At 70.2% G+C, this 22,451-nt stretch carries 18 protein-coding genes and 1 pseudogene; 12 read left to right on the top strand and 7 right to left on the bottom strand.

What is annotated here, in order from left to right:
* Window position 1 precedes the first annotated feature (1 nt).
* Window positions 2–592 carry a hypothetical protein gene (locus ACQUSR_RS00095; protein WP_431040458.1) on the top strand — a complete coding sequence of 197 codons (591 nt, stop codon included), beginning with the start codon at window positions 2–4 and terminating at the stop codon, window positions 590–592.
* A 241-nt stretch (window positions 593–833) separates the two neighbouring features.
* On the opposite strand, the gene ACQUSR_RS00090 is transcribed toward ACQUSR_RS00095, so the two are convergent.
* The gene (locus ACQUSR_RS00090) at window positions 834–3,932 is read right to left on the bottom strand and encodes a tetratricopeptide repeat protein (RefSeq protein WP_431040457.1); all 3,099 of its coding nucleotides are present in this window, start codon (window positions 3,930–3,932) and stop codon (window positions 834–836) included.
* A 173-nt stretch (window positions 3,933–4,105) separates the two neighbouring features.
* Between ACQUSR_RS00090 and ACQUSR_RS00085 the strand changes: the two genes are divergently transcribed.
* Complete coding sequence (locus ACQUSR_RS00085) at window positions 4,106–4,276, top strand: hypothetical protein (protein WP_431040456.1); 171 nt, start codon at window positions 4,106–4,108, stop codon at window positions 4,274–4,276.
* Window positions 4,277–4,416: 140 nt separating this feature from the next.
* Entirely contained in the window at window positions 4,417–4,677 is a 261-nt protein-coding gene (locus ACQUSR_RS00080; protein WP_431040455.1) for a hypothetical protein, read from the top strand.
* 101 nt (window positions 4,678–4,778) lie between these two features.
* Here the strand turns inward: ACQUSR_RS00080 and ACQUSR_RS00075 are convergent, their stop codons facing one another.
* Window positions 4,779–5,285 carry a MarR family winged helix-turn-helix transcriptional regulator gene (locus ACQUSR_RS00075; RefSeq protein WP_431040454.1) on the bottom strand — a complete coding sequence of 169 codons (507 nt, stop codon included), beginning with the start codon at window positions 5,283–5,285 and terminating at the stop codon, window positions 4,779–4,781.
* A gap of 126 nt (window positions 5,286–5,411) precedes the next feature.
* Between ACQUSR_RS00075 and ACQUSR_RS00070 the strand changes: the two genes are divergently transcribed.
* The gene (locus ACQUSR_RS00070) at window positions 5,412–6,002 is read left to right on the top strand and encodes a malonic semialdehyde reductase (protein WP_431040453.1); all 591 of its coding nucleotides are present in this window, start codon (window positions 5,412–5,414) and stop codon (window positions 6,000–6,002) included.
* Between the two features lie 51 nt (window positions 6,003–6,053).
* Complete coding sequence (locus ACQUSR_RS00065) at window positions 6,054–7,277, top strand: MFS transporter (protein ID WP_431040452.1); 1,224 nt, start codon at window positions 6,054–6,056, stop codon at window positions 7,275–7,277.
* 271 nt (window positions 7,278–7,548) lie between these two features.
* On the opposite strand, the gene ACQUSR_RS00060 is transcribed toward ACQUSR_RS00065, so the two are convergent.
* Complete coding sequence (locus tag ACQUSR_RS00060) at window positions 7,549–7,950, bottom strand: hypothetical protein (RefSeq protein WP_431040451.1); 402 nt, start codon at window positions 7,948–7,950, stop codon at window positions 7,549–7,551.
* A gap of 1,279 nt (window positions 7,951–9,229) precedes the next feature.
* On the bottom strand, window positions 9,230–9,763 hold the full coding sequence (locus ACQUSR_RS00055) for a hypothetical protein (RefSeq protein ID WP_431040450.1): 534 nt from the start codon (window positions 9,761–9,763) through the stop codon (window positions 9,230–9,232).
* A gap of 422 nt (window positions 9,764–10,185) precedes the next feature.
* Between ACQUSR_RS00055 and ACQUSR_RS00050 the strand changes: the two are divergent.
* Window positions 10,186–10,483 (top strand): annotated as a pseudogene (locus ACQUSR_RS00050) (proteasome ATPase); the annotation flags it as partial.
* A gap of 349 nt (window positions 10,484–10,832) precedes the next feature.
* On the opposite strand, the gene ACQUSR_RS00045 reads toward ACQUSR_RS00050, so the two are convergent.
* Entirely contained in the window at window positions 10,833–11,219 is a 387-nt protein-coding gene (locus ACQUSR_RS00045; protein WP_431040449.1) for a MarR family winged helix-turn-helix transcriptional regulator, read from the bottom strand.
* Window positions 11,220–11,305: 86 nt separating this feature from the next.
* Here ACQUSR_RS00045 and ACQUSR_RS00040 point away from each other — a divergent pair, with 86 nt between their 5' ends.
* The 6 genes from ACQUSR_RS00040 (at window position 11,306) to ACQUSR_RS00015 (ending at window position 18,629) form a co-directional block, all read left to right on the top strand.
* On the top strand, window positions 11,306–12,781 hold the full coding sequence (locus tag ACQUSR_RS00040; RefSeq protein ID WP_431040448.1) for an MFS transporter: 1,476 nt from the start codon (window positions 11,306–11,308) through the stop codon (window positions 12,779–12,781).
* A gap of 454 nt (window positions 12,782–13,235) precedes the next feature.
* On the top strand, window positions 13,236–14,273 hold the full coding sequence (locus ACQUSR_RS00035; protein ID WP_431040447.1) for an AAA family ATPase: 1,038 nt from the start codon (window positions 13,236–13,238) through the stop codon (window positions 14,271–14,273).
* A gap of 67 nt (window positions 14,274–14,340) precedes the next feature.
* Window positions 14,341–15,396: a tyrosine-type recombinase/integrase gene (locus ACQUSR_RS00030; RefSeq protein WP_431040446.1), complete on the top strand. Its 1,056-nt coding sequence runs from the start codon at window positions 14,341–14,343 to the stop codon at window positions 15,394–15,396.
* A gap of 21 nt (window positions 15,397–15,417) precedes the next feature.
* The gene (locus ACQUSR_RS00025; protein WP_431040445.1) at window positions 15,418–15,810 is read left to right on the top strand and encodes a helix-turn-helix domain-containing protein; all 393 of its coding nucleotides are present in this window, start codon (window positions 15,418–15,420) and stop codon (window positions 15,808–15,810) included.
* 448 nt (window positions 15,811–16,258) lie between these two features.
* Window positions 16,259–17,380, top strand: coding sequence for an integrase (locus ACQUSR_RS00020; RefSeq protein WP_431040444.1), 1,122 nt, complete (start codon window positions 16,259–16,261; stop codon window positions 17,378–17,380).
* 667 nt (window positions 17,381–18,047) lie between these two features.
* Window positions 18,048–18,629 (top strand): hypothetical protein, encoded by a 582-nt coding sequence (locus tag ACQUSR_RS00015; RefSeq protein WP_431040443.1) that lies wholly within the window; start codon window positions 18,048–18,050, stop codon window positions 18,627–18,629.
* Window positions 18,630–18,641: 12 nt separating this feature from the next.
* On the opposite strand, the gene ACQUSR_RS00010 is transcribed toward ACQUSR_RS00015, so the two are convergent.
* Together ACQUSR_RS00010 and ACQUSR_RS00005 are read right to left on the bottom strand one after the other, a co-directional pair.
* Complete coding sequence (locus tag ACQUSR_RS00010) at window positions 18,642–21,314, bottom strand: Helicase associated domain protein (protein WP_431040442.1); 2,673 nt, start codon at window positions 21,312–21,314, stop codon at window positions 18,642–18,644.
* Window positions 21,315–21,351: 37 nt separating this feature from the next.
* Entirely contained in the window at window positions 21,352–21,954 is a 603-nt protein-coding gene (locus tag ACQUSR_RS00005; RefSeq protein ID WP_431040441.1) for a hypothetical protein, read from the bottom strand.
* Window positions 21,955–22,451: the final 497 nt, after the last annotated feature.

The following is a 22,451-nucleotide window of genomic DNA, read 5'->3' as shown; positions in this document are numbered from 1 at the left end:
GGTGCCGCGTCGGGCGGCGGTCTGGCCCGAGGTACGACAACGCTCCCTCGCCTCCTGCGGCGAGCTCGCCCCTGCCCGCACCGCCGACCTGGAGTCGATCGACCCCGATTGGCAGCTCCCACACGGCCCGGACTGGCACCGCAAATACCACCTCCTGCGCGCCCACCTAGCAGCCGGCCACGACCCAGCCACCCTCCACACAGCCACGCTCCTCGGCACAGTGAAGATCGGCAGCTGGCTGACTCGCCAGCTCACCGGCTTCAACCGCCTCGATCGCCGCCAACAGGACCTCCTCACGGCCATCGGCCTGACCCCGGACACCAACCCCCTCACCCCCGCCCGCCGCACACGGCGCACCTTCGAACAGATGGTCCAGCTCCTCGAGCTCTTCCTCCACCGCGAACGCCGCCCCCCGACCGCCCGCGAGGAGATCACGGTCGACGGCGAGACGGTGCGGATCGGCCCCTGGTTCGCCAAGGCCCGCACCAAGAAACGCGCCGGCCAGCTCAGCGCCGAGCACGACCAGCTCCTTGCCGCGCTCTTTGACAACGACTGGCTGGACGAAGGAGCAGCCGCCGCTGCCCTGGCCTGAGCCCGCCACGCCCATCTGATGGGTGACCAGCCGCCGTGCGAGCGGGGCGTCGAGCGGCGGCGACCTGAACGGCTGCGTGAACGTGCTGACGGTGGCGGACGGTGGGACCCGGATGTCTCCTCGCCATCCCCCAACAGTCCCGAGGGGCGTGGAGGTCGCCCAGGTACGAAGGTGCACGCTGAGCGGCCGAAGGAAGTTCTGCGCCCGGCCGGAGTTCCTCGCGCTCTGAGGCCACCGCGGTTCAGTCACCGTCGTCCTCGAGTGCCGCGAGCCGGGCGCGTGCGTTGCGCGCGTTCGGCTCCCGGCCCTGTTCGATCACCCATTCCCACACGTGCCGCGCTTCCTCGGGGCGGCCGCTGCGTGCCAGTACGTCTCCGAGTAGTTGCCCCGCCTCAGGGGCCACCTCCGAGTGGCCCGTCGCCATGAGCTGGCGCAATACCAGCTCGGCCTCGTCGTTGTCGCCGTTCCCCTGGTGCATGCGCGCGAGCAGGAGTCCCGCGTCCGGTGAGTGCTCGGGATGTCCCGCGGTCAGTGCGGCCCGCAGGTGCCAGCGAGCCGCGTCCATGCGCTTGGTGCGCAGGCAGAGGCGTCCGAGGAGCACATGGGCGTAGATGGAATGCTCTGCGTGTCCGCACTCGATCACCTTGCGGTACAGGGCCGCGGCACCGTCCACGTCCCCGTCGCACTCATGGATCATGCCCAGCACCAGTGGCCCCCGGACCGCCGACTCCGGATCGCCAGATTCGATCGCCTTCTCGATCAGCCGCCTCGGTTCGGCACGAAGCCCCCGAGCCACCAGGCGGCCTCCCAGGGCGAGCGCGGCCTGCGGCATGAACTCCAGGTCCTCCGTCTCGACGGCGATCCGGTACCAAGTGTCGACGGCTTCGTCGTCCGCGCCTCCGTCGCTCCCCAGTAGGGCCAGGTTCAGAGCCGCCTTTGCCCGGACCATCGGGTCCCGAGACTCCACGGCCCGAAGGAAGGCTCTCGTCGCCGCGTCGTCGTCGCCGGCCCGAAGCTCCAGCAGACCGATGTTCACTGCGGCGCGTTCAGACTTTTGGGACACATCGATCTTCATTACCCTTGACCAGGCCCGATGCGCCCCCGGCCAGTCCCCCCTCTCGTCCAGGAGCACCCCGAGTTCGAACAGCGCCTCGGCCGTCCAGTGGGGCACACCGCACTCCGCGACGGCCTCGTAGGCCTCACACGCCTCGTCGGTCTGCTTCGCGGCCGCGAGGATTCCGGCTGCGCCGAACAAGGCACGGGCGCGTACGTCCGGGTCCTCGCTGTCCGCGGCGTCACGGAAGGCGGCCATCGCGCCCTCCCGGTCCCCTAGCCCCCACAGGCGCTCGGCCTGGTCCAGAACGGCCTCCGCGTCTTCCCCCGCATCGGTCCCGCTGCCGCGCACCTCCACCAACTTGGCCATACGGGCGTGCAGTTCGGGGACCCTCTCCTCCAGTAACGCCATCACGTCCGGGTTGTCCCACTCCGCGGCCCGCTCATACGCATCCAGGGCACCGTGCAGATCGCCGCGGTACTCGCGCAGCGTCGCCACCATGGCCCACGACCGCGGAGCGAGCTCAGTGTGACCGCTCGCGGCGGCCTCCCGGAAGAGCGACTCGGTCTCTTCCGTGAAGACACGTTGCCCCACCAGCATCAGGGCCAGCTGGTGAAGAGCCATCGGTGCGTGATACTCGTCCCCGGTCGCGGCTGCCAGGCGCCATGCCTCCTCGGCCCCCACGGTGTCGCCTTCCCGCCGCAGCAGATCGCCGAGCCGGACGGCGGCCTCCGCCCGCTCGGCGAGCTCCCCTGTCTCGATGACGCTCCGGAAGGCCTCCTCGGCGGCCGTACGGGAACCGAGCAGCTTCCTCGTCTGCCCGAGCCCCAGCAGGGCGTACGAGCGGTGCTCCTCATGCTCTACGGCCTTGGTGAAGGCGGCGGCCGCGTACACCAGGGCATCCTTGTTCGCGGCCTGGTAGCCGATCCCCAGGCACTCCTCGGGCGTGGCCATGTCCATCACCTCCGTCCACACGAAGCCCGGCACCGGCCCGAAGCCGGCCTCGCCGACCAGCTCCGGCGCCGCCTTCCAGCGGGACTCACCAGCCACGTCCGCCGAGGGCTGGAGCAGGGCCCAGCCCCTGGCGACCGGATCCCGGGCCCAAGCCAGTCCCTTCTCGAACTGGGCCTCGGTGGCGGCGGGAGCACCCAGCGACGTCAGATACGACGGGAGCAGCCGGAGTAGTTCGTCGCGCGTCAACCCCCGTACCAGACCTGCCCGGTGGCAGTCGATCGCGGCATGGACGACGGAGACGCCCACCGGGTTGGCCGACCGCGCGGTGTTCAGCCGCAGCAGCATCTCCCGTGGCTGCGAGACGTCCGCCGCCTCGGCGAAACTCCTGGGCACGACACCGCCCTCGAAGTGCCAGACAGCCTCAGCCCGTTCGGCTTCGCTGAGTTCGAGCGGCAGGTGAACGAGATTTGCGCTGCGCAGCGCAGCCCGGGCGACATCCCCTGCCTCCGAGTCGGTTCCCTGGAGGATCTCCCAGCACCGGCGCGCGGGGATGGTTCCAGCGCTCACCGCCCAGCCGGAGAGCCACTCCAACAGCTCCGGCGTCAGGTGCTCCAGGTCGGCGACCGTCAGGTCGTCCAGCCAGACCACGACCGGCCGCCCGAGGCGGCCCGGTGAATCCGTGATGGAGCGCAGCTCGGACACCGCGGCACCGTCGTGCGGAATCAGCACGGGGGTCTCGGCGGGGAACACGGCGCGCAACGCCTCGACGGCCGACCGGGTCTTGCCCGCACCGTCCTCTCCGTATGCAATGGCATACGGGTACGGCGGGCCTTCGAGGGACAGCATGCTGCGCATCTCCTCGTCAAAGTCGGCCCGGGCTAAGTATCCGGAACCCGCGCGGGGGAGCGGCTGGGACACACCCAGGTCACTGTCGGCGAGGTCGCCGAGGCTAGGCGGACGGTTGCCCGTTGCCAGGCGCAGCAGTCGGCCGAGTTCGTCGGGCGACCGCTGCGCCGCCCCACCGTCCAGAGCTCGGACCAGGTCCTCGTGGCGTCGGCGCCAGGCCTCCAGGGAGCCGAGATCCTCGGGGAGGGCGATGCCGTTGGCCTGCGCGTGCTCTCGGCAGGCACCGACTAGTTCGCGCACGAGCTCCCAACGCGGGGCCCGGCGGATCTTCCCGGCGAACAGAGGGCTGAGCGTGCTCGCGGCGGGGCGTCCGGGCATCCGCCGTTTCAGGTCGCCGAGTGAGGGGGCGCCCGAGATGAACTTCAGTTCACGCAGGCTGCCACAGAAGCGGAGGAGTGGTTCGGGGGTCGCCTGTGGGGTTGCCATGCTTCTCCTCACGCGCAGGCCGACGGTGAGTCATCAGCGTATCTGGGGAGGCCTGTTCGGAAATCTCGCCGACCATTCGAGGTCTTTCGGAGTCGTTCGCCCTTGCCCTCCACAGGGCCGCCGAACCGCAAACTGGCCGCACAGACCCCCGAGGTGCAAAGGAAGGACATGGCATGCCGCTGTTCGACGTCCGATCGCTGGTCGCGCTCACCCTCGCACTGCTCGCCGCCGCCGTCGTCGGCGGTCTGACACTCGCCGCCGGGGCAGGCTGGCCGACCGCCTTGCTGGCGGCCGGCGGAGCCGGCTGGGTCGTGCTGACCGGGCTGCCGCTGCTGATGCGATGAGCGACCTGCCAGGCCACCTGGTTGCTGACCGCACACCCGGACAAGATCGACGAGACGAATGCGCTCAAGCTCAAGCAACTCCTCGCTCACTGCCCCGAATTGGAGGCCGTCGGCCCGGCTGCACACGCTCCTTCACCCGGATGGTGGCCGGGCGCCGCGGCTGCGACTCTGACGACTGGCTCACCCGGGCCGAGAACACCTGGCTCAAGCCGCTGTGCGGCATGGCTCGCGGCCTGCGGCAGGACTTCGACGTGGTCACCGCCGGGCTCACCCTGGAGTGGAGCTCGGGCAAGGTCGAGGTGACATCGCGGCGATCCGCCATCCCACGCCTGTGCCCGGCTCGGTCACTCCGGCCGACCTCTACCCAGACGCCTGCGAACAGACAGGGCGTCACCGTGTAGAGGATGTGCAGCACCTTGAGGCTGCCAGCGACGGCCTGAGTCGGTGGATTGGGGGATCACGGGCCGGATCCGGCGCTGGGGCAGGCGTGGCGTGTGTGGGGTCAGGTGATCGACGTGTCCCCGAGGGCCTCGCTGATTTCGCGCAGCGCGTCTGCGGCTCGTGTGACCGTCTCGCGGTTGACGTCGGCCAGTAGCCGCTCGTAGTTGCGTAGGTGGTCGACCATCGCGGAGTCGATGACGGCGGCGCCGTGCTCGGTGAGGCGGATGTACACGATCCGGCGGTCGCTGCCCTCCCTGACGCGTTCGACCAGGCCTTTGGCCTCCATCTTGTCGATGCGGTTGGTGATGGCGCCGGAAGTCACCATGGCGGCCTTGAGGAAGGCGCCGGCGGTCAGTTGGTACGGCGGGCCGGAGCGCTTGAGCGTGGTGAGCACGTCGAACTCGCCGTAGTCCAAGCCGTGCCGGGTGGCCGTCGTCTTGCAGCTCTTCTCGACCACGCGCGCGAGTCGCTGGATCCGGGCCAGTGCGTGGACCGGCCACAGGTGGGGGATCAGGTCGGGGCGTTCCTTCTCCCACTGCCCGACGATCGCGTCCACGGCATCGCTCATCACGGCTCCTCCCTGTTCATCTCAGCGAACATAATCTCAATGTTAAGACACTTGACGCTGAGATGACAGTCGTGCTTTTATTTCAACGTTGAGATTGTTAACGCTGAAGGACTGGAGCGGCACACCATGAGCCTCGTACTCGACCCCATAGCCCAGGACCTCCTCTTCCGGGAGGCCCGCACCGCCAGCACCTTCGCCGACGAGCCGGTGACCGAGGGGCAGGTGCGCGCCGTCCACGACCTCGTCAAGTACGCCCCCACCGCCTACAACGCCAACCCTCTGCGAGTGATCCTCGTGCGGTCCCTCAAGGCCCGGCGGCGGCTGGCGGCACTGATGGACGAAGGGAACCGGGCCAAGACGGGGGCGGCGCCGCTCGTCGCGATCCTTGCCACTGACAACGAGTTCCACGAAGAACTCCCCTCGCTGCTCCCGCACTTCCCGCAGGCCGCAGAGATGGTCTTCGCTGAGCGCCCGGTGCGCGAGAGGACCGCGCTGCTCAACGGCGTGCTCCAGGCCGCGTACTTCCTCCTCGGCGTGCGCGCCGCGGGCTTGGCCGCAGGCCCGATGACCGGCTTCGACCACGCCGGCCTCCAGAAGGAGTTCCTGGACGACGACCACACCCCGCTGATGGTCGTCAACATCGGCAAGCCGGGCGAGAACGCGTGGTACCCGCGCTCCCCGCGCCTCGCCTACGAGGACGTCGTCACCACTGTCTGAACCCCCCTGCCTCCTGCTCCTGCCTCTGCTCCTTTGCCGATGGAGACCGCCATGTCCTTGCTGACCCGTACGAAGGCCGCTACGACGACCTCCTCCCCGGTGGCGTCCCCGCCTCCGGTCCTGTGGCTCGCACTGCTGGCCACGCCGGTCGCCCTGAGCGCCAACAGCCCGGTACTGATCCTCCCGGACATGGCGGCCGCGCTGAACGTCCGCACCGCCACGGTCACCTGGATCGTCACCGCCTTCGCCTGGGCGATGGCCGTCGGCACCCCACTGATGGCGAACGTACTGCGTCGCCGCGGCCTGCGCGCCGCCCTGCACACGAGCACCGCGGCCGTCGTGGTGGGCACGGTGCTGGTGGCCTTCTCACCATGGCTGCCCCTGGTGATGGGCGGCCGTGCGGCCCAGGCCGTGGGCGGCGCGGGTCTGGTGACCGTGGCGATGAGCCTGGCGGGCTCGGCCCGACGGATGGGCGTCATCACGGCCGGCTTCGGAGTCCTGGGCGCGGTCGGTCCGCTGCTCGGCTCGCTCATCGCCGAGACCGTCTCCTGGCGCCTCTCGCTCTCTGTGTCCGTGCTCGGACTGCTGGCCGTCCCCGCGGTACTGCGCGGGGCGGACACCACGGCCCCCACGATGCGAACGCCCTTCGACGCCCGCGGCGCCCTGCTCCTCGTCCTGACCGCGACGGCGCTGGTGTTCCTGCCGCGCTACCCGCTGACGGCGCTGCCCGCCGCGTTCCTGGGAGCCGTACTCTTCGGCCTCCACGTACGCGCGGTCCCCCACGGCTTCGCGCCCCTCGCGGTGCTCCGCAGCCCGGTGTTCGCGGTGTCCGCCCTGCTCGCGATGGCCCTGTCGACCTCGTACTTCACCCTGCTGTTCACGATCCCCCAGCTGCTTCGCGACCGCACCGACTGGTCGATCCCGGCCATCGGCGCGGGCCAGATGGCCGCCCTGCTCGTCGGCTCCTTGCTCTCATGGCTCCTCGCGGCCGCGTCGGCCCGGATGAACCGCCCCCGGGTCATCACGATCCTCCTCGTCCTCGGTGCCCTGGCCCCCCTCACCACCCTCCTCACCCCGTGGGCCCCCCTGCTCCTCCTCGCCGCCTCCCTGGCGGTCTTCGCCACGACGGCCGGTAACGGAGTCCTCGCGGTGCACGCCGCCCAGGCCACTCCCGCCCCCGACCGCCCCACCACCATCGGCCTCTTCAACCTCGCCTACCAACTGGGCGGCGCCTTCGGGCCGGCCCTCGCGGCCCTGCTGACCCTGGGGACATGAGCCCAGCCGGCGCGAAGTGCCGCGACGGCAGCAGACACCCCATCGCCCGTCCACACCGCCATACAACCCAAGAAAGGCCGCCCGGCCCGCCATACGCGGGACGGACGGCCTTTCGCCGGTCCCACCAGGACGGACCAGACGCTGAGACGGACCACACCTCGAAGCAACATACCCGCGACCCGGCGGCGTAGCCGAGGCCAACGGCCGACGAGGGGGCCCGCAACGTGAACCGGCGACGGGGACGATGAACCGGCAAGCTTGTCGTCCAACCTCAGGTGTTCGGCGCGGTCGCGACAAGGGTGACCTGGGCGGTCCAGGCCCAGGGTTCCCGGGGCGGATTCCACGTCACTTCGACGTCGGCTCCGTGGAAGTCCCGCGCGAGTCCCGCCACCATGGCGGCCACGGCGGTCCGCGCCTCGGCAGGGTCGGCGTTGACCGGGACGTCGGCGAGGCGCGCCCCGGCGCCCGGTGGGCGGCGGGCCGCCCTCGAGCGGGACCCCGGAGTGATCAGCCGACCTTGGCCGGTTCCTCGGCTCGGGCTCGTGTCTGACGGTCTGCTGCGCCAGCGGGAGAGGCTGCGGTCGATGACCGAGGCCGACGACTGGGCCCGTGCCGAGGGCACCCCGTCCGGCGAGGAGATCGCCCGCGTCCGGCGGCTGATCCGTCGCGTCACCGAGGAAGTCGACCAGCTCACCGACGCCGGACCAGCCTACCGACGCCGAACGCGCCGAGATCCAGCAGGCCGCAGCCATGGTCCGCAAGACCCGCGAGGGCTTTCTTCGCATGCCCCGCGTCCCCCAGCCCCTGCCCGACCTATGACCGGAGCGACCCGCATGACCCCGACCGGCCCCGCCGTCCAGGCCCTGTTGGAAGGCCGGCGAGCCGACACCGGCCGACGCCGCAGCCGCGTGCTCGCCGCCCTCGCCGAGGCCACGAAGTGTGGCTCCCCGGTCAGCATCGCAGCGATCGCCCGCCGCGCTGGCGTCGACCGCGCCGTCCTCTACCGCCACCGCGACCTGCTCGACCAGGTCCACGCCCAGGCTGTGGAGCCGCGTCCACGCCCAGGCTGTGGAGCCGCCCAGGACCCCCGGCGGCCGCCGCGGCCGGCCGTCAGCCGGGCGTCGCTCCGAGCCGACCTGATGGCCGCGGACGCTCGCACCGCCCTGGCCCGCACCGGCCGCCCCCCGCGTCGACCAGGGACTGTCGCGTTGGGCCTTCAGCCGCCTTGCCTGACCACCATGCGGCCCGCCACGCCACCACCCGTCACCGTGGTCATCGACCGCGGCGACGGTGCGATCCACTCGCACACCGCCCTGGCCGCCCATCATCCGCAGTCCGGCCGGATCGCCCTGCACCCCGGCCTGGGCAGGCCGCTGCCGCTGGAGGGGTTCATGGACGGGTCAGTCCGCGGTGCCGGTGGCGTCCTGGGTTTCGTGGGCGTGCTTGAGCCGCATCCGCGCATCGACGACCTCGGCCCTGCTTCAGACAGGTCCAAGAACGTGGACCGACAGCTCCCGCAAGCGGCCGTGCAGTCGCTGGGCCTCGGCCCTTGTGCTCCACGGTGTATCCAGGGGAGGCGGCCCGCCGACGGGACTGCCACCTGTCGGTGTCGTACCGGCCGTCCAACGGGTCCACGGCCTCCGGTACAGCGCGTCGTACTCAGCCCGCGTCCGGTGCAGCTCAGCTCCAGCTGGGCTGCGAGCAGGGGGATGGAAAGGGGGTACTCACACCAGAATCATGTGTGCGTTCGAGTATGCGGCAAGTGACGTGCTCCGCACTGAGCTGCGGCCTGCGTACGGCGTGGACCGAGACCGGGGACCGGGGGCCCGCTCGGCCCAGGCGCCTCAGTCGGGGCTGCCGCGCCGCCGTCAGTCCGGGGCCCCGGGCGGAGTCGGAGGCGCCGACCGGTCCGGAGCCTGGGATCCATTCTCTCTCGCCGCGCCAAGACGGGGTCAGAGCGGCGCGTGAGGCTGCCGCTTCAAGTCCTCCTCTGTACTCCGTATCCACCTGGAAGGCTTCGGGAGCGGATCGCCTCGCATGAAGGCGGCCAGGACCTGTATCGCTTCGTTGGAGCAGCTGTACAGGTGGAGCTTTTCCACATGAAGGCCCAGGGCTGCTCGGGCCGCGAAGGCGAGAGCACGCTCGGCGAGGTGCAGAGCCCCGATGACCCGCGCTCGGACCTCTTCGGCCTGAGGCATCAGCAGGAGTGCCATCTCCGCGGCGTCCGTGTGGCGCTGAGCGACGCTCCGCCACCGGGGTATCTCCTCGTCCAGGTTCGCGTGAACGTTCTCCGTGACGAGCCGTCGTAGTACGAGCAGTTCGGCCAGGGCGTTGTTCCCCGCCTCCCGGGCCCGGTCCTCGACTCGCTGGGCCTGTGCGGTCCTGGCTTGGTGGTGCTGCTGGAGCCACGCGCCCACGAGAGCGCCTCCGGCACCGACCACGGCGCCCCCGAAACCGATCAGCCCCACCAACGTCTCCGTCTGCACGACGATCATCGTGCCGGGCTGAGGTGCGTGATGGGGCTGATTCCGTCAAGTCCTCGGCGGACGGCTACCGCTCACAGGCTCGACTCCTCAAGGGACGGGTCCGGACCGTACTCGACGGTGTCTGGCACCGCCCTGCCGCCTGCCTGCCGAAGCCCACCCCGTTCGCACGCCCTGTTCGCCTTGGCCGCCTCCCGACCTCGGGCCGTGACTTCCACCGCCAACCATTGGCCGGCTGTGCCCGTCCCGCCGTACAGCCTTGTCCGGCTGGCTGCCCGCTCCTGGCCGCCGGCTCCAGCGGACACACCGCCGCTCGGGCGGAGGCGGTCGGCTGTTTCCCGACACCGGATCGGGGCAGGCTGGACCGGGCTGCGCAGTATCGAGCGGGGAGCGCCGGCCCGCGCCGATGCTGCGCTGGCGCGTCCGAGGAGCGGCTCGTCGAGCTCCAGACGAATCTGGCTGGACTCTCCGCTCAGAACGAGCAGCTCGCAAACATGCTCCGTGAGGCGGGGCCAGATCGTGGCTTTCAAGGAGGAGGTCGACCGGCGCGCGCAGCCGCCGGCCGGCTTCGAGGTCTTCCTGTAGGCGAGCGAGGACGGCACCGCCGACGTCTTCCCCGGGGCCGCAAACTGGGTGAACGACAGCTCCAGCGTCGAGCTGGAGGACCTCCGGCGGGGCCAGGAGGTCATGCTCGACGAGGCGCTCAACATGGCCGAGGCCATCCTGACCGCCGCTGCCTTACTGGCCCTGCTGATCATCGGCCTCGCTGTCCCCGTCCAAGCCGCAGATCAGTGTGTCCGAGTGAGTGGAACGGTCTCTTGCGCGTTCACCTCAGACGAGGCCGTCCCCGGATGCGCCATCGGTGCCACTGTCGACGCCAACGTGCTCGACTCCGGCGCCTGACTGGCCAATGGCGCGGAGCGTCGCGGCTGGCGGCGGCGAGCCGGGGGAGGGAGTCTGGCCGCTTATGGTCTGGTGTTGGTGGTGCTGTCGTTGTTGCGGACAGTGCGGGTGGGTGTCGGCGTAGTCGAGAGTGCCGTTCCAGGGTGGCCGGCGCTTGTGGTGTGGCTGGTCACTGGTCGCCTCGGAGTGTTCGTGCGAGGACGGATCGGTGTGTGGGTTTTGCTTGGGTGTGTCGTCTGCGGCCTTCGTCGGTGAGGATGACGAAGATGCCGCGGCGGTCGAGTTCGCACATGACGCGTTCTACCAAGCCGTCGCGTTCCAGTCTGGCGACGAGTCGGGATGCGGCGCTCTGGCTCAGGTGTACGACGCCTGAGAGGTCTTGGCCTCGGCATTTGCCGTGCTCGGTGGTGGCGAGGAGTTCGAGTGCCTCGAACTCGCTGACGCCGATGTCGTGGTCGGCTTTCAGTTCGCACTCTAGGGCGTTGTGTACGGCGGCGTGCCGAGCGAGAAGGCCGTGCCACTCCTCGACCAGCTCTTGCTCCGAGCTACCGGTCATGGGCCAAGGGTAGCATGCGCCCGCATTTGATGCGCAAGAATTAAATGCACTTGCATGCGATGCGTGTGCATGTAATTGTGGCGCTCATGAGTCCTTCCGTACCCGTCACCACCTCCGCCTCCGGGTGGACGCCAAAGTTGTGGGGCGTCCTGCTCACCGCCTCCCTCGTCATCGGGCTCGACGCGCTCGATGTGTCGATGGTGGGCGTCGCGCTCCCCTCCATCCAGGCCGAACTGGGCCTGTCCACCAGTGCGTTGCAGTGGGTCGTCAGCGGTTATGTCCTCAGCTACGGTGGGCTGCTGCTGCTGGGGGGACGCGCCGCCGATCTGCTCGGACGCCGCCGCGTCTTCTTGACGGCGGTAGCCGTGTTCGCCCTCGCCTCACTGGTCGGCGGCATGGTCGACTCCGGAGCCCTGCTGATCGCCACCCGCATCCTCAAGGGCATGGCGGCCGCGTTCACCGCACCTGCCGCGCTATCCATCATCACCACCACGTTCGCCGAGGGGCCGGCGCGCAACAAGGCACTGGGCATCTTCTCCGTCTTCGGGGCCAGCGGCTACTCGGCCGGGCTGGTGCTCTCCGGAGTGCTGACCGAGGTCGGCTGGCGGTGGACGTTCTTCCTGCCGGTACCGATCGCACTCATCGCGTGGATCGCGGCCAGCCGTCTGCTGCCCAAGGACGGCCCCCGGTCCGCCGGCGGCTACGACCTGCCCGGCGCGATCACCTCGGTCGCCGGAATGCTGCTCCTGGTCTACACCGTCGTCGAAGCGCCGGAAGCCGGCTGGGCCGCGCCCAACACGCTGATCCAGTTCGCCCTCGCCGCGGCACTACTGATCGCCTTCGTCATGATCGAACGCCGCAGCAAGCACCCCCTGGTCCGCCTCGGCATCCTCCGCTCGGGCGCACTGGCACGGGCCAACCTGGGCATATCGGTGTTCTTCGGCGGCTACATCGGCTTCCAGTTCGTCGTCATGCTCTACCTGCAGTCGGTACTGCAGTGGTCGGCGCTCCAGACCGCATTGGGCTTCCTTCCAGCCGCGGTGATCGTCGCGTTCGGCTCGCCGCGCATGGACCGCCTGGTTGCACGGGTCGGCACCTCGCGCACTATCGCCGGTGGCGTGATGGCTCACCTCGTCGCCTACGTGCTCTTCCTGGTCATCGACCGGGACGCCCCGTACGTGGCCGGTGTGCTGCCCAGCATGATCCTGCTCGGTGTCGGGTTCACTCTGGCGTTCGCGTCCTTCAACATCCAGGCCACCGCAGGGGTCCCGGACCACGAGCAGGGCCTGGCCGGCGGCTTGCTGAACACCTCCACACAGGTCGGCGGCGCTATCGGGCTCGCTGTCGTCACCGCTGTCCTGACCGCCGGCGGCGAGGGTAAGACCGGCCCGGACGCTCTGCTCGCCGGCTTCACCCCGGCACTGCTCGCCGTGACCGTCCTGTCTGCCCTCGGCCTGCTCATCGCTCTGACGGGCGTGCTGGGGCGGCCCGAGACCGCCAAGTCGGTGGACCAGCCGGCGCATCAGCGGGCGGACGAACCCGCTCTCGCCCTCGTCGACTGACCCTCCCGCCACGGCATGTCCCGGTTGCCAGACACTCACCGGGACGTGCCGCTGGGGCGCGCTTGACGGCTGCGGCTGGGGAGGGCCGCTGGGCGGGTGTTACGCCGAGCTTGGTGAGCCGGTGCTGCTGCTTCCTCGGACACCCCCGCCCAGGAGCGCCCCTGCCGTTGCACCCATCGTCCGAGGCCGTCGCCTTCGAACAGGACGCCGGGCGGGATGTCGGGGGCCGGCCGTCAGGCTCGTCGGTATGAGTGGGCGGTGGGGTGGCAGCGGGTGGGCGTCAGCGGAAATTGCGGTGTCGATGTCCTGGTAGCGGGTGTGGGGCGGGGTTGTGGTCGCTGTCATGGGGTGACCAAGCGGCTGTTGTGGGGCGGTTAGCAGGTCTGGTTGCTGGCTGTCATGGCTTTCGCTGTTCCTATGTGAGGGGCTGGCCGGTTCGGGTGGGCTGGGCTGTATGACGGTTCAGGGCGTTCCGGCGGGTGTTGCCGAGGGCGGGGCGGGGGCGGCTGTTGTTGCGCCGGCCAGCGGTGGGTCGTTGGCGCGGGGTGTGGTGGTGCGGCGGCTTCTTGCCGTGGATGAGGAGGGGACGCTGTCGCGGTTGCATGTGCGGATCGCGGCGGAGCTGGCAGGGGTGTCGGAGCGGACGGTGTGGCGGTGGCTGGCCGATGGACGCCGGGGCCTTGTCGAGGCACGGCCGCGACAGGACGGGTTTTCGCTGAGTGACGCGTTGTGGGAGGTCCTCGCTCAGGCGGGCGGGAACGTCGCAGAGTTGCGCCGCAGGATGCTCCGGGCCCAGGAAGAGGGGGCCTTGGAGGGGTGGGGTGCAGATTGTGTGCCCTCGCTGCCGACGTTGCACCGGGTGATCAAGCGGGATCTGGGGGCGGGCCGGGTGCTTGAAGTGGCGCGCCCGGCAGGGGGCCGGGCTGGGTTGGAGCCGAGCCGGTATGACCGGGCGCTGGCGGATTTGGGGCTCGTGGACGGGGCGGGTGGTCCGCTTGTTATCGACGGGCCGCCCGCCGACGTGCCGGTGCCGGAGGACGCCGCGGATGCTGGGGTGCGGGGCGGCGGTGTGCGGTTGTACGTGCCGGGGGTCCGGCTGGTGTCGACCCGGCAGGTGGCCGCTGTGGCGGAGGCTGTGGGGCATACGGTCGCGGCCCGCGGGATGTGCTGTGTGTACGGGGACACGGGCCTGGGGAAGACGGTCGCCGTCGAGCAGGCGTTGCATCTTCTGCCCGGCCGGGTGCCGGTGTGGCGGGCGGTGGCCGGCGTGGCACCCGGTCTGCCGCAGCTTCGGGCCTCGCTGTGTGAAGCGCGCGGGCTGCCGGCGGGGGCGCTGCCACACCGGGCCGGGCCGGCCAGCCAGGCTCTGACGCGGGCACTGGCCGAGCCGGGTGTGCTGTTTCTCGATGACGCTCAGCGGCTGACGCCGCCATTGTGTGGGTTGCGGGGTTGGCCGTTTGGTGGCGTTGCCTTTCCGCTGGTGACTCGTTGATTGCTTCGGTAGTGCGCGTGTTGTTCAGGTGCCGCCTGAATGAGTAGTCACGAGATGGTGGTGGGGTATGGGGGAGCGGGTTCTCCGGCTGATCGATGGCGGGCTCGCCAGCCCGGCCAGCAGCAGCGATGTTCCGGATATGTGGGCCTTCCAGGCCGAGTGCGTGGCGGCGTTTGCGTCGACGTGGGTGGTACGCGGGTTCTCTCCGACGACGGTCCGTTGCTACGCGGCGCTGCTGGAACGTGTGCTGGACCGCTTCGACCGGCCGGTGTGGGAGATCGAGGCGTCGGATGTGGACGCGATGCTCCGTGCTCTGGTGGTGGCGGGCCGGGCACCGGGCACTCGACGCCAGTATCTGCAGATGCTGCGTGCGTTCCACGGCTTCGTCCAGGACCGCTACACCACACAGATCCGGGCGCTGTATGGAGTGCCGGTCGGTGATCCGCTGGACCGGTTCAACCGGCTGCGGCATATCAGCGATGACTCGCCCGCCCTCCGACTGCCGCCCACGGCCGAGCGTCTGCAGGGGTTCTTCGGCTTCGCGCGCGCCCGCCTCGCAGCCACCCCGCACTACCCTGCTGCGGCGCGGGATTACGCGCTGCTGCGCACTCTGTACCACTCAGGGGTACGGGTGAGTGAGCTGGTCCGCCTCGACCGGTGTGACGTCCACCCCCTGCTGGGGCCGTCGGGGAAGCTGCATGTGCGGTTCGGCAAGGCCGCGAACACATCGGGCCCGCGCCCGAGATGGACTCCGCTGCTCGACGGGCTCGACCAGATCCTGGACTGGTACCAAAGTGACGTCCGTCCGCTCTTCCCTGACAGCGCACCGCTGTTCTGCGACGGACAGGGCGATGCGCTGAAGCCGGAGACCGTACGCGACCGACTCGCCCGCCTTCTCGATCTCGAAGGCAGGTCCTCGGCAGAGCGGTTCACACCGCACGCGCTGCGCCGCGCCTGCGCGACCCACCAGTACGAGCAGGGTATGGACCTCCTCGCCGTCCAGCAGCTCCTCGGCCACCGGCACATCGCCTCGACCATGGCCTACGTCAAACCCTCACACACCTTCATCGAGGACGCCTGGCGCCGCGCCACACTCACCGCTGTCACCGGCCTGGCCGGCTGAAGGACGAGAGGGGCAACAGCAATGACCGCTCCCGAATCGCACCCCACCCCGCACACGAGCACGAGCACGGGAACACAGGTGGAGTGGAAGCTGCGGATGACCGCAGCACAGCGCGGAGTCTGGACGGGAACCGAGCTGCGCCGCCTGCTGGCCGAGCGAGCGGGCCTCGAGCTGTCCGCAGCGTCGGTGTCCGCGCTGTTCACCAAGCAGCCGTCCCAGGTGAAGCTGTCCACGCTGGCCGCGTTGTGCACCGCCCTGGACTGCACCCCCGGCGACCTCCTGACCCTGCGCGAGACCGTGCCGCAGCCCGGCCCCTCGCCTTCGCCCCGCGCTGCACCCGCCTCGGCCCTACCGTCGCCCTTCGCCGTAGCCCCGGCACCCGCGCCGCTGAACCGGTCCCTGCCCCCGCTGTGAAACCACGGCTGAACTCTTGCCCCTACCTCGTCCGGCCATCAGACACTTCCCGATGACAGCCACCGCAACCGATGCCGTCCAGGGCCGCTGTACCGCCTGCCACAAGCTGCGATGGCTGCGCGCCGACACAGGCCGCTGCGCCTGGTGCTCACGTACGTGCTCCGACTGTGGAGCATCCCGGCGCTCGACGGAGCTGCTGTGCGCGGCATGCAGACGCCGGGCCGCCGGACAACCCGCACGCGGCCAGTGCCAGCACTGCGGACGACGACGGACCCTGGCCCCGGCGACCCAACGCTGCCGGGCCTGCATCGACCCGGCTACCGCCCCAGCACCGGCCCGCTGCGCCGGGTGCGGCAGCAGCGGCCAGTGGGCCAAAGGACTGTGCAAGCGCTGCTACGAGCATTCGCCCCACACGGTGCTGACCCGCGCGGCCGGCTGGGCGCGCCGCATGCCCCAACCACCCTCGTGGTGGGCTGATTTCGCCGCGCACCTCGCAACCCAGCGCCACCCGCTCTACGCAGCCGATGTCATCGCCGACACCGCACGCCTGCTCCTCACCACCACCGCGATCAGCCCCTCTGACCTGCTCACACGTGCCCGCCAGGACAGTCCCCAGCTCGTCGGGGCGCTCACGGACTTCTTCCGCGCCCACGGCCGACTCATCCCGCCCGACGACCTGGCGGACACCAAGGCAGCCGTACGCCGCGAGCGCCGTATCGAGGCCGCCCCCGCCCCGCTGCGCCCCGAGGTCTGGGGATTCGCTCACTCCTTACTGGCCCAGCGCGAACAGGCCCGGCAGCTGGGGCTGCGGCCGAACCAGCTGAAGACCATCGAGATCCGCCTGGACACCGTCCGCGACCTGGCAATCCACCTCCACGCCCGAGGGCACACGAGCTGGGCAAGCGTCAGCACAGCACACCTGGAAGCCTTCCTGGCGAAAAACCCCGCACGCCGCGCGTCCTGGCTCGCGGGACTGCGCCAGTTCTTCTCCTACGCACACCGCACCCAAGCGGTCCTTCACGACCCCACCGGCTCCGTGACCGCCGCGCAGCACCGGGGATTTCACGGACCCACTCTGACGTTGTCCGAGCAGCAGGCCCTGTACCGAAGGTGGAGCACCAACCTGGACACCCATCCGCATGAGGCGTTCATCGGACTTGCCGCCCTGCTCCACGCGGCAACCTCCACCGAACTACGCCTGCTCACCAGCAGCGAGATCGACACCGTCCGCCACGCCGTCCAGTTCCCCGGCAGAGCGGTGGCCATCCCATTGGACCCCGCGACCTGGACAGCTCTACAGCGCTGCCAAGAGCACCGCGGTCAGCTCCGCTCGAATAACCCTCATCTGCTCGTCACCCGGCTCACCCGCACCACCCGTGGCCCCGCCGGCGCCGCGCACATCCGCGACAGCCTGGCCCCCGTCGGCCTGCTGCCCCGCATCCTTCGCTCCACCCGCCTCCTCACCCTCGCGGACGAGCTCGACATCAAGGTGCTCACTGCCTCTCTGGGAATGTCGTACGCAGGAGTCGCTCACTACATCCCCGACACGAGCCCCACAAGCCGCACTTGATCGGAGCTATGGGAGTAAAAGGCAGAGCTGATCCCTGACGCCGAAGTACTCAGTGACGAAACCACGAGGAAGACACTGAGCCTGGATGCATCCGTGTTACTTACGAGTGGATCCACCATGGTCTGGGCGAAATCATGACCGTCTCGGCAGGGCTGGCCGCCGACCCTGGCCCGAGGGCAATCCGCCTGGTCCGGCCGCCCTGAGCTGAGTGATCACGGGCGTCTCCTACTGGGCACCGGCGACAAGCTGGCAGCGCGGGTCACGACGGACGTCGCCGGCATCCCGGTGTTGTCCTTCTGGTATCGAGCCCCAAAAGGGCGAGGCGGGAGCACTCCGCCGGATGGAGAACTGGCGCGGTCCTTCGGCTGCGCCTTGTCCGCGACGCCGTCCGGCACGCACATGAGCCGAACGACCCGTACGCGGAGAACACCACCGCCTTCGTCGTCGCCAACGAAGGGAAGAGCCGACGGCCGAGCCGGTATCCTGCCCGCAGGGCTGACGCCCTGGGCTTCGCCGACGCCCACACCGCACCCCGGACACCCACACTGCCCGGAACACTGGTGGAAGGTCTTCCGGGATCAACGGACCGCTTGACGAACACCTTGAGGATCCATCGAGCCGGGGTTGCCGTGTGGGGGTGAGGACCCGGTGCCGAGAGGACCCGTCCATGACCAAACGCACTACCGAGCAGCAGCGCGCCCGCGAACTCCAGCGCACCGCACGCGAGCATGGCACACACTTCAGCTACCACGAAGCCCTCAACTGGGTACGTGCCACCGCCGAGGCACAGGCTGAGAATCCAGATGAGATCGTCGTCTTCGCGCCGCACGCGGCCTGCATCATGATCTTCGACGCGGACGAGGACCCCGAGTACATCCGTGACTCGATCACGCCGATTCCCGCAGCGGAAGCCGAGCTCGCCAACGAGCTGCTCCAGCGGAGAAACGCTCTGATGCGCGCCCACTCCAAGGCGCAGCTCGTAGCCGTGATCCGCAGCAGGTGGGGTGTTCCGATCGCGGATCTCATGCGCTCCACCAAGCAGGAGCTCGCCAATGATCTTGTGGACGGCGAGGACAGCCGCGAGCGCTACGAGGCGTACGGGCGGGTGGCGCTGATCAACGGCAGGCCGACGCGCGACTCACGACCTCTTTGCGGAGGCGTCGGCTGCTCCGGCCACGACAGCGCGACGCCCTGGCCCGAAACCCGCGCGCGCTTCCGTGCCCAAGGGCCCTGCATCGACGCACAGTAGCCCGAGTGGCTTCTACGTCCTCGCCCATTCCAGTCCGAGCGCGGCGAGCGCGGTGAGTTGCTCCGCCGTGAGCTTGTCGCGCCTCGACTTGGTGTTCGAAATCCACACCCCCAGCTTCACTGCCACCGGCTCTGCCTCGCCGTCGATCGCGATCTCTTCGCTGTGACCGCGCGGCACCGGCCGCGCCGCGCCTTCCCTCTCCACCCACTGCCTGAGGGCTGCCAGGCCGCGTTGGAACGCCTGCTGCGCCTTGCTCGGACCCTTCGCCGCTCCAGCCGCCGCCGGGGCGAGAGACGGGGCCTCAGTCCCCTTGATGCCCAGCATGGTCAGCCGCTCCTGCTGCTCGGGCAGGAGTTGCGCCCAGGTGCCGGGTTCCTGCTGCCGCCACCGCCACGTGCCGATGTCGTCGCCCTCGAAGACGACGCCCGGCGCGATGTAGGGCAGGACGCCGTCGGCGTCGACCAGGTCGGCGAGCACCCGGTAGTGGCGCTGCCAGCTCAGCGGCCAGGGGCAGTTCCAGTCCGGGTCGATCGCCGCCAGCTGCTCCGCGCGCTCCTGCGCACGCTTCGGGTCCTTGCCGAGCCCGCCCTTCCGGCGCAGGTTCGCCATGTGCTGGCCGATGGGCACCATCGCTTCGCCCTCGCCCCAGACCGCGTCCTGCCGGGGCGCGAGGTGTCCGGTCGCCCGCCGGTACGACCGCAGCGCGGCGAGCTTGGCCTCCCACGCCTCCTCGCCCGGCTCCCAGACCATCCCGGCCTCCGGCGCGTCCAGCAGGGTCTTGCGCCGCTCCTCCAGCTCACCCGCCCGCAGCGCCTTCCGCTGCTGGTGCACCCATCGACCAAGCGGAAAATCCTTCGTCACCCCCACTTCGACCTCAACGTCGTAGGGCACGGCGTAGACGCCGGTGATCTCGTTCTCCGCCCGCCACCGCAGCAGAGCCTGGTAGCCCTCCAGCCACACCAGCGACTCCGGCCGGTACACCCGGGTGCGCAGGAACGCCGCGATGGTCGCTGCGTCGCGGGGAGAAGAGAAGTGGAGCAGCGCCGCTTCGGCGGCGGCCTGCGTGTCGCCCTGCTCCTGGTCCTCGCCGTCGCCCTCGCCGCCGGCCCCGACGATCTGCCCGTCCTCGTCACGCCGGACGTGGACCTTGCGCTGCCCGCTGGTGAGGGCACGGGAGGCGAGCTGCTCGACCAGGCGCTCGTCGTGGCTGCGCAGGCCCTGGAGGACCGCCACAAGGGGCCGGAAGCTGGCGGAGGCGACCATGTCGGTCGGGTCCTCGCCGGGCTCCAGGAACACCGGCACGATGATCCTGGCCACCTTCGTGGTGCCGTCCTTGTTGAGCCGGAGCGCCCGGCCGATGTTCTGCACGATCTCCACCTGCGAGCCGCGGGTGTCCGCGAAGCAGACGGCTTCCACGCCCCGCTCGCCGGTGATGTCCACGCCCTCCCCGAGCACGCGAACGCTGGCGAGGAACGCCCGGTGCACCCGGCGCCCGGCCGCGTCGATGCCGTTGGCGAACTGGCGCAGGACCTCGCGCCGCTCGGCTACGAGGTGGTCGCCGCACAGCCACGCCGACCACACCCGGTCCGGCGGGACGTGGCGGCCGGCCTCGAGTTCGTAGAACTCCGCGTCGATCGACGACTTCGGCAGCCGGTCCGCGGCCGTCAGGCCGTCGTCCGAGGCGTCGTTGACGTACAGCTCGGCAGCGGTCTCCGGCAGCTTCTCCGCGAACGCGGCGGCCTCCTCCACCTTCTGGTGGAACGTCATGACCGTACGGAGGTTGTACGCCGCCGCGTGCTCCAGGAGCGCGGTCTGCAGGAGCGCCAGGCGCCGGCCCCGCCGCGCCTCCTCCGACTCCCCGAGGACGGGCGAGGGATCGCGGATCTCCAGGACGTCGATCTCGAATCCGGCGAGGATCTCGCGCTCGATCGCCTCCGAGAGTCCGAGTTCTGCGAGCCACGCGCCGTACGTGCCCTCCGGGTCGTCGGCCATGGTCGCGATCTCCGCCTCCTGGGCGTCCGCGCCCTTCTGGGGCCGGGCTGCGGCGAGGATGCGCGGGGTCGCGGTGAGGTAGAGCCGGAAGTCGGCGGGGATGCGGGCGTTGTCGTGGATCGCCGCCCACGGCCGCCCAAGATCACCAGCAGTTCCGTGGGCCTCATCCACGATCGCGAGGTCGAAGCCTGCCATCTGCTGCCCGTACAGCCGCTCTCCGCCCGCCAGAGCGGCCTCCAGCGGCCCGCGAACCTTCCGCTGGCCCTCGGGGGCGTCGATGTCCTCGCGGTCCACCAGCGAGGCATACGTGGCGAACACGACCACGGGCCCGTGCCCGGCCCACAGGGCCAGCTGGATCGGGTTCGTGGTGGTGTGCACTCCCAGCGAGTTGAGGACCGCGTCGTTCTCCAGCGAGCACACGGCGACCATCGGGGCCCGGTGGCCCACCAGGCGCCACGCCTGGGCGGTCTGCGCGAGCAGGTCCAGGGTCGGGACGGTGACGAGGATCCTGCCGTCCGCGAACGACTCCAGCGCGCACGCGGCGGCCGTGATCGTCTTGCCCGATCCGGTCGCTGACACGATCGTGCCCCGGGCACCCTGAGGGGGCACAGATGACCTTGCAGGGAATCCAACCCACCTACGAAACGCGGAGCGCTGGTCTACCTGGTGTTCCTTGAGCTGAATTTCTGACATTTCCTTGCCTCCCCGAGCGGTCAAATCCTGCGGTCTTTCAGAGGGCCGCGTGCGGAATGCAGGCCGCGCCCAAGTCGTTCCAGATCGACGCATCTGCCTTGTGCCAGCCGCCGGGCTTTCCGCCCTTGAAGGGCGGCTTGTCGTCCGGGTCGTAGTGCCCGGCATCGAGCGTGCAGACAATGACGTCCCCGTCGCTGTTCCTCGTCCGCGCGGTGCACAGACCGCCGGCCTTGCCCAGCGCCTCCAGCACCCTGCGCCGCGCCGTGGTGTGCGGATGGGTGCGCGGCAGTACGGACTCTCGGACGAACCTCTCCAGCCGCACCAGGTCAGTCCGCTCACGCTGCCTCACGTCCGCGAGATGTACGGCCAGTTCAGCGGCCCCGGCCGACCGGCCGCCACGCCGGGACCAGTCCCGGTCTGCGATGCCCACCAGGACCTCGCTCACGGCCGTCACGCCGTCATCCCAGCCGTCCGCGAACACCTCGCCCCGCGAGGCCGGCGCCATGCCGTCCAGCTCGACTACCTCGCTCTGCGCCCCGGCGATCGCTCCGACCTCCAGCGCGGCCACCAGGTCGTCCGCCTCGCTCGCGGGCACGCCTTGGGCCTCCAGGAGCGTGAACACCTTCAACCGGGCGTTCACGCCCGCAGTCTGGTACTGAGTCACCCGGCGCAGAGAATCGCTGCTCAGCGCGGGATCGGGTCCGGGTAGATTTGTGGTGACCGGTCATCTGCGGTCGTTCCTATCGGAATTCTGGGGAGGTTCCCGGGTGGTTAGGGGTGTCCCGTGTTTCCGCCAAGGGTACATGCCGCATCAACCTGATGCACGCGGTACACTGGAACCCACACGAACGAGCGACCTCCACCCTCGCAGCCAGCCCGGCCCGCGCCAGCGGGGCCCAGGCGGTCCTGGAGGCGCAGCCGGAAGGACCGTTGAGGCGGGGGAGCGCAGCGGACCCGCCGTCCCGGGCTGGAGCGAAGCGGAAGCCCGGAAACACTGGGGCGTAGCCCCATAGCTCTGGGAGTGCAGCGGACAGAGCGTCACCCCTGGTGCGCAGCACCAGGGGTGCGGGCCGCGCAGCGGCCCGTCAGCGCTCCCGCGGAGCGGGAGCGCAACACCCGTGCGCAGCACGGGTGTTG

Origin of the sequence: Streptomyces sp. P1-3, from assembly GCF_050613155.1 — a bacterium.
Lineage (GTDB): Bacteria > Actinomycetota > Actinomycetes > Streptomycetales > Streptomycetaceae > Streptomyces.
Note: the sequence above shows the minus strand (reverse complement) of the source record. Positions and strands in the feature narration are given on the sequence as shown.

Excerpts from the sequence above, each read along its gene's own strand:
- ACQUSR_RS00015 (WP_431040443.1), top strand. The coding sequence starts at position 18,048 with ATGACCAAACGCACTACCGAGCAGCAGCGCGCCCGCGAACTCCAGCGC.
- ACQUSR_RS00025 (WP_431040445.1), top strand. The coding sequence starts at position 15,418 with ATGACCGCTCCCGAATCGCACCCCACCCCGCACACGAGCACGAGCACG.
- ACQUSR_RS00080 (WP_431040455.1), top strand. The coding sequence starts at position 4,417 with ATGGTGGCCGGGCGCCGCGGCTGCGACTCTGACGACTGGCTCACCCGG.
- ACQUSR_RS00070 (WP_431040453.1), top strand. The coding sequence starts at position 5,412 with ATGAGCCTCGTACTCGACCCCATAGCCCAGGACCTCCTCTTCCGGGAG.
- ACQUSR_RS00075 (WP_431040454.1), bottom strand. The coding sequence starts at position 5,285 with ATGAGCGATGCCGTGGACGCGATCGTCGGGCAGTGGGAGAAGGAACGC.
- ACQUSR_RS00020 (WP_431040444.1), top strand. The coding sequence starts at position 16,259 with ATGCCCCAACCACCCTCGTGGTGGGCTGATTTCGCCGCGCACCTCGCA.
- ACQUSR_RS00035 (WP_431040447.1), top strand. The coding sequence starts at position 13,236 with ATGACGGTTCAGGGCGTTCCGGCGGGTGTTGCCGAGGGCGGGGCGGGG.
- ACQUSR_RS00065 (WP_431040452.1), top strand. The coding sequence starts at position 6,054 with ATGTCCTTGCTGACCCGTACGAAGGCCGCTACGACGACCTCCTCCCCG.
- ACQUSR_RS00045 (WP_431040449.1), bottom strand. The coding sequence starts at position 11,219 with ATGACCGGTAGCTCGGAGCAAGAGCTGGTCGAGGAGTGGCACGGCCTT.
- ACQUSR_RS00085 (WP_431040456.1), top strand. The coding sequence starts at position 4,106 with ATGCCGCTGTTCGACGTCCGATCGCTGGTCGCGCTCACCCTCGCACTG.
- ACQUSR_RS00040 (WP_431040448.1), top strand. The coding sequence starts at position 11,306 with ATGAGTCCTTCCGTACCCGTCACCACCTCCGCCTCCGGGTGGACGCCA.
- ACQUSR_RS00090 (WP_431040457.1), bottom strand. The coding sequence starts at position 3,932 with ATGGCAACCCCACAGGCGACCCCCGAACCACTCCTCCGCTTCTGTGGC.
- ACQUSR_RS00010 (WP_431040442.1), bottom strand. The coding sequence starts at position 21,314 with ATGTCAGAAATTCAGCTCAAGGAACACCAGGTAGACCAGCGCTCCGCG.
- ACQUSR_RS00030 (WP_431040446.1), top strand. The coding sequence starts at position 14,341 with ATGGGGGAGCGGGTTCTCCGGCTGATCGATGGCGGGCTCGCCAGCCCG.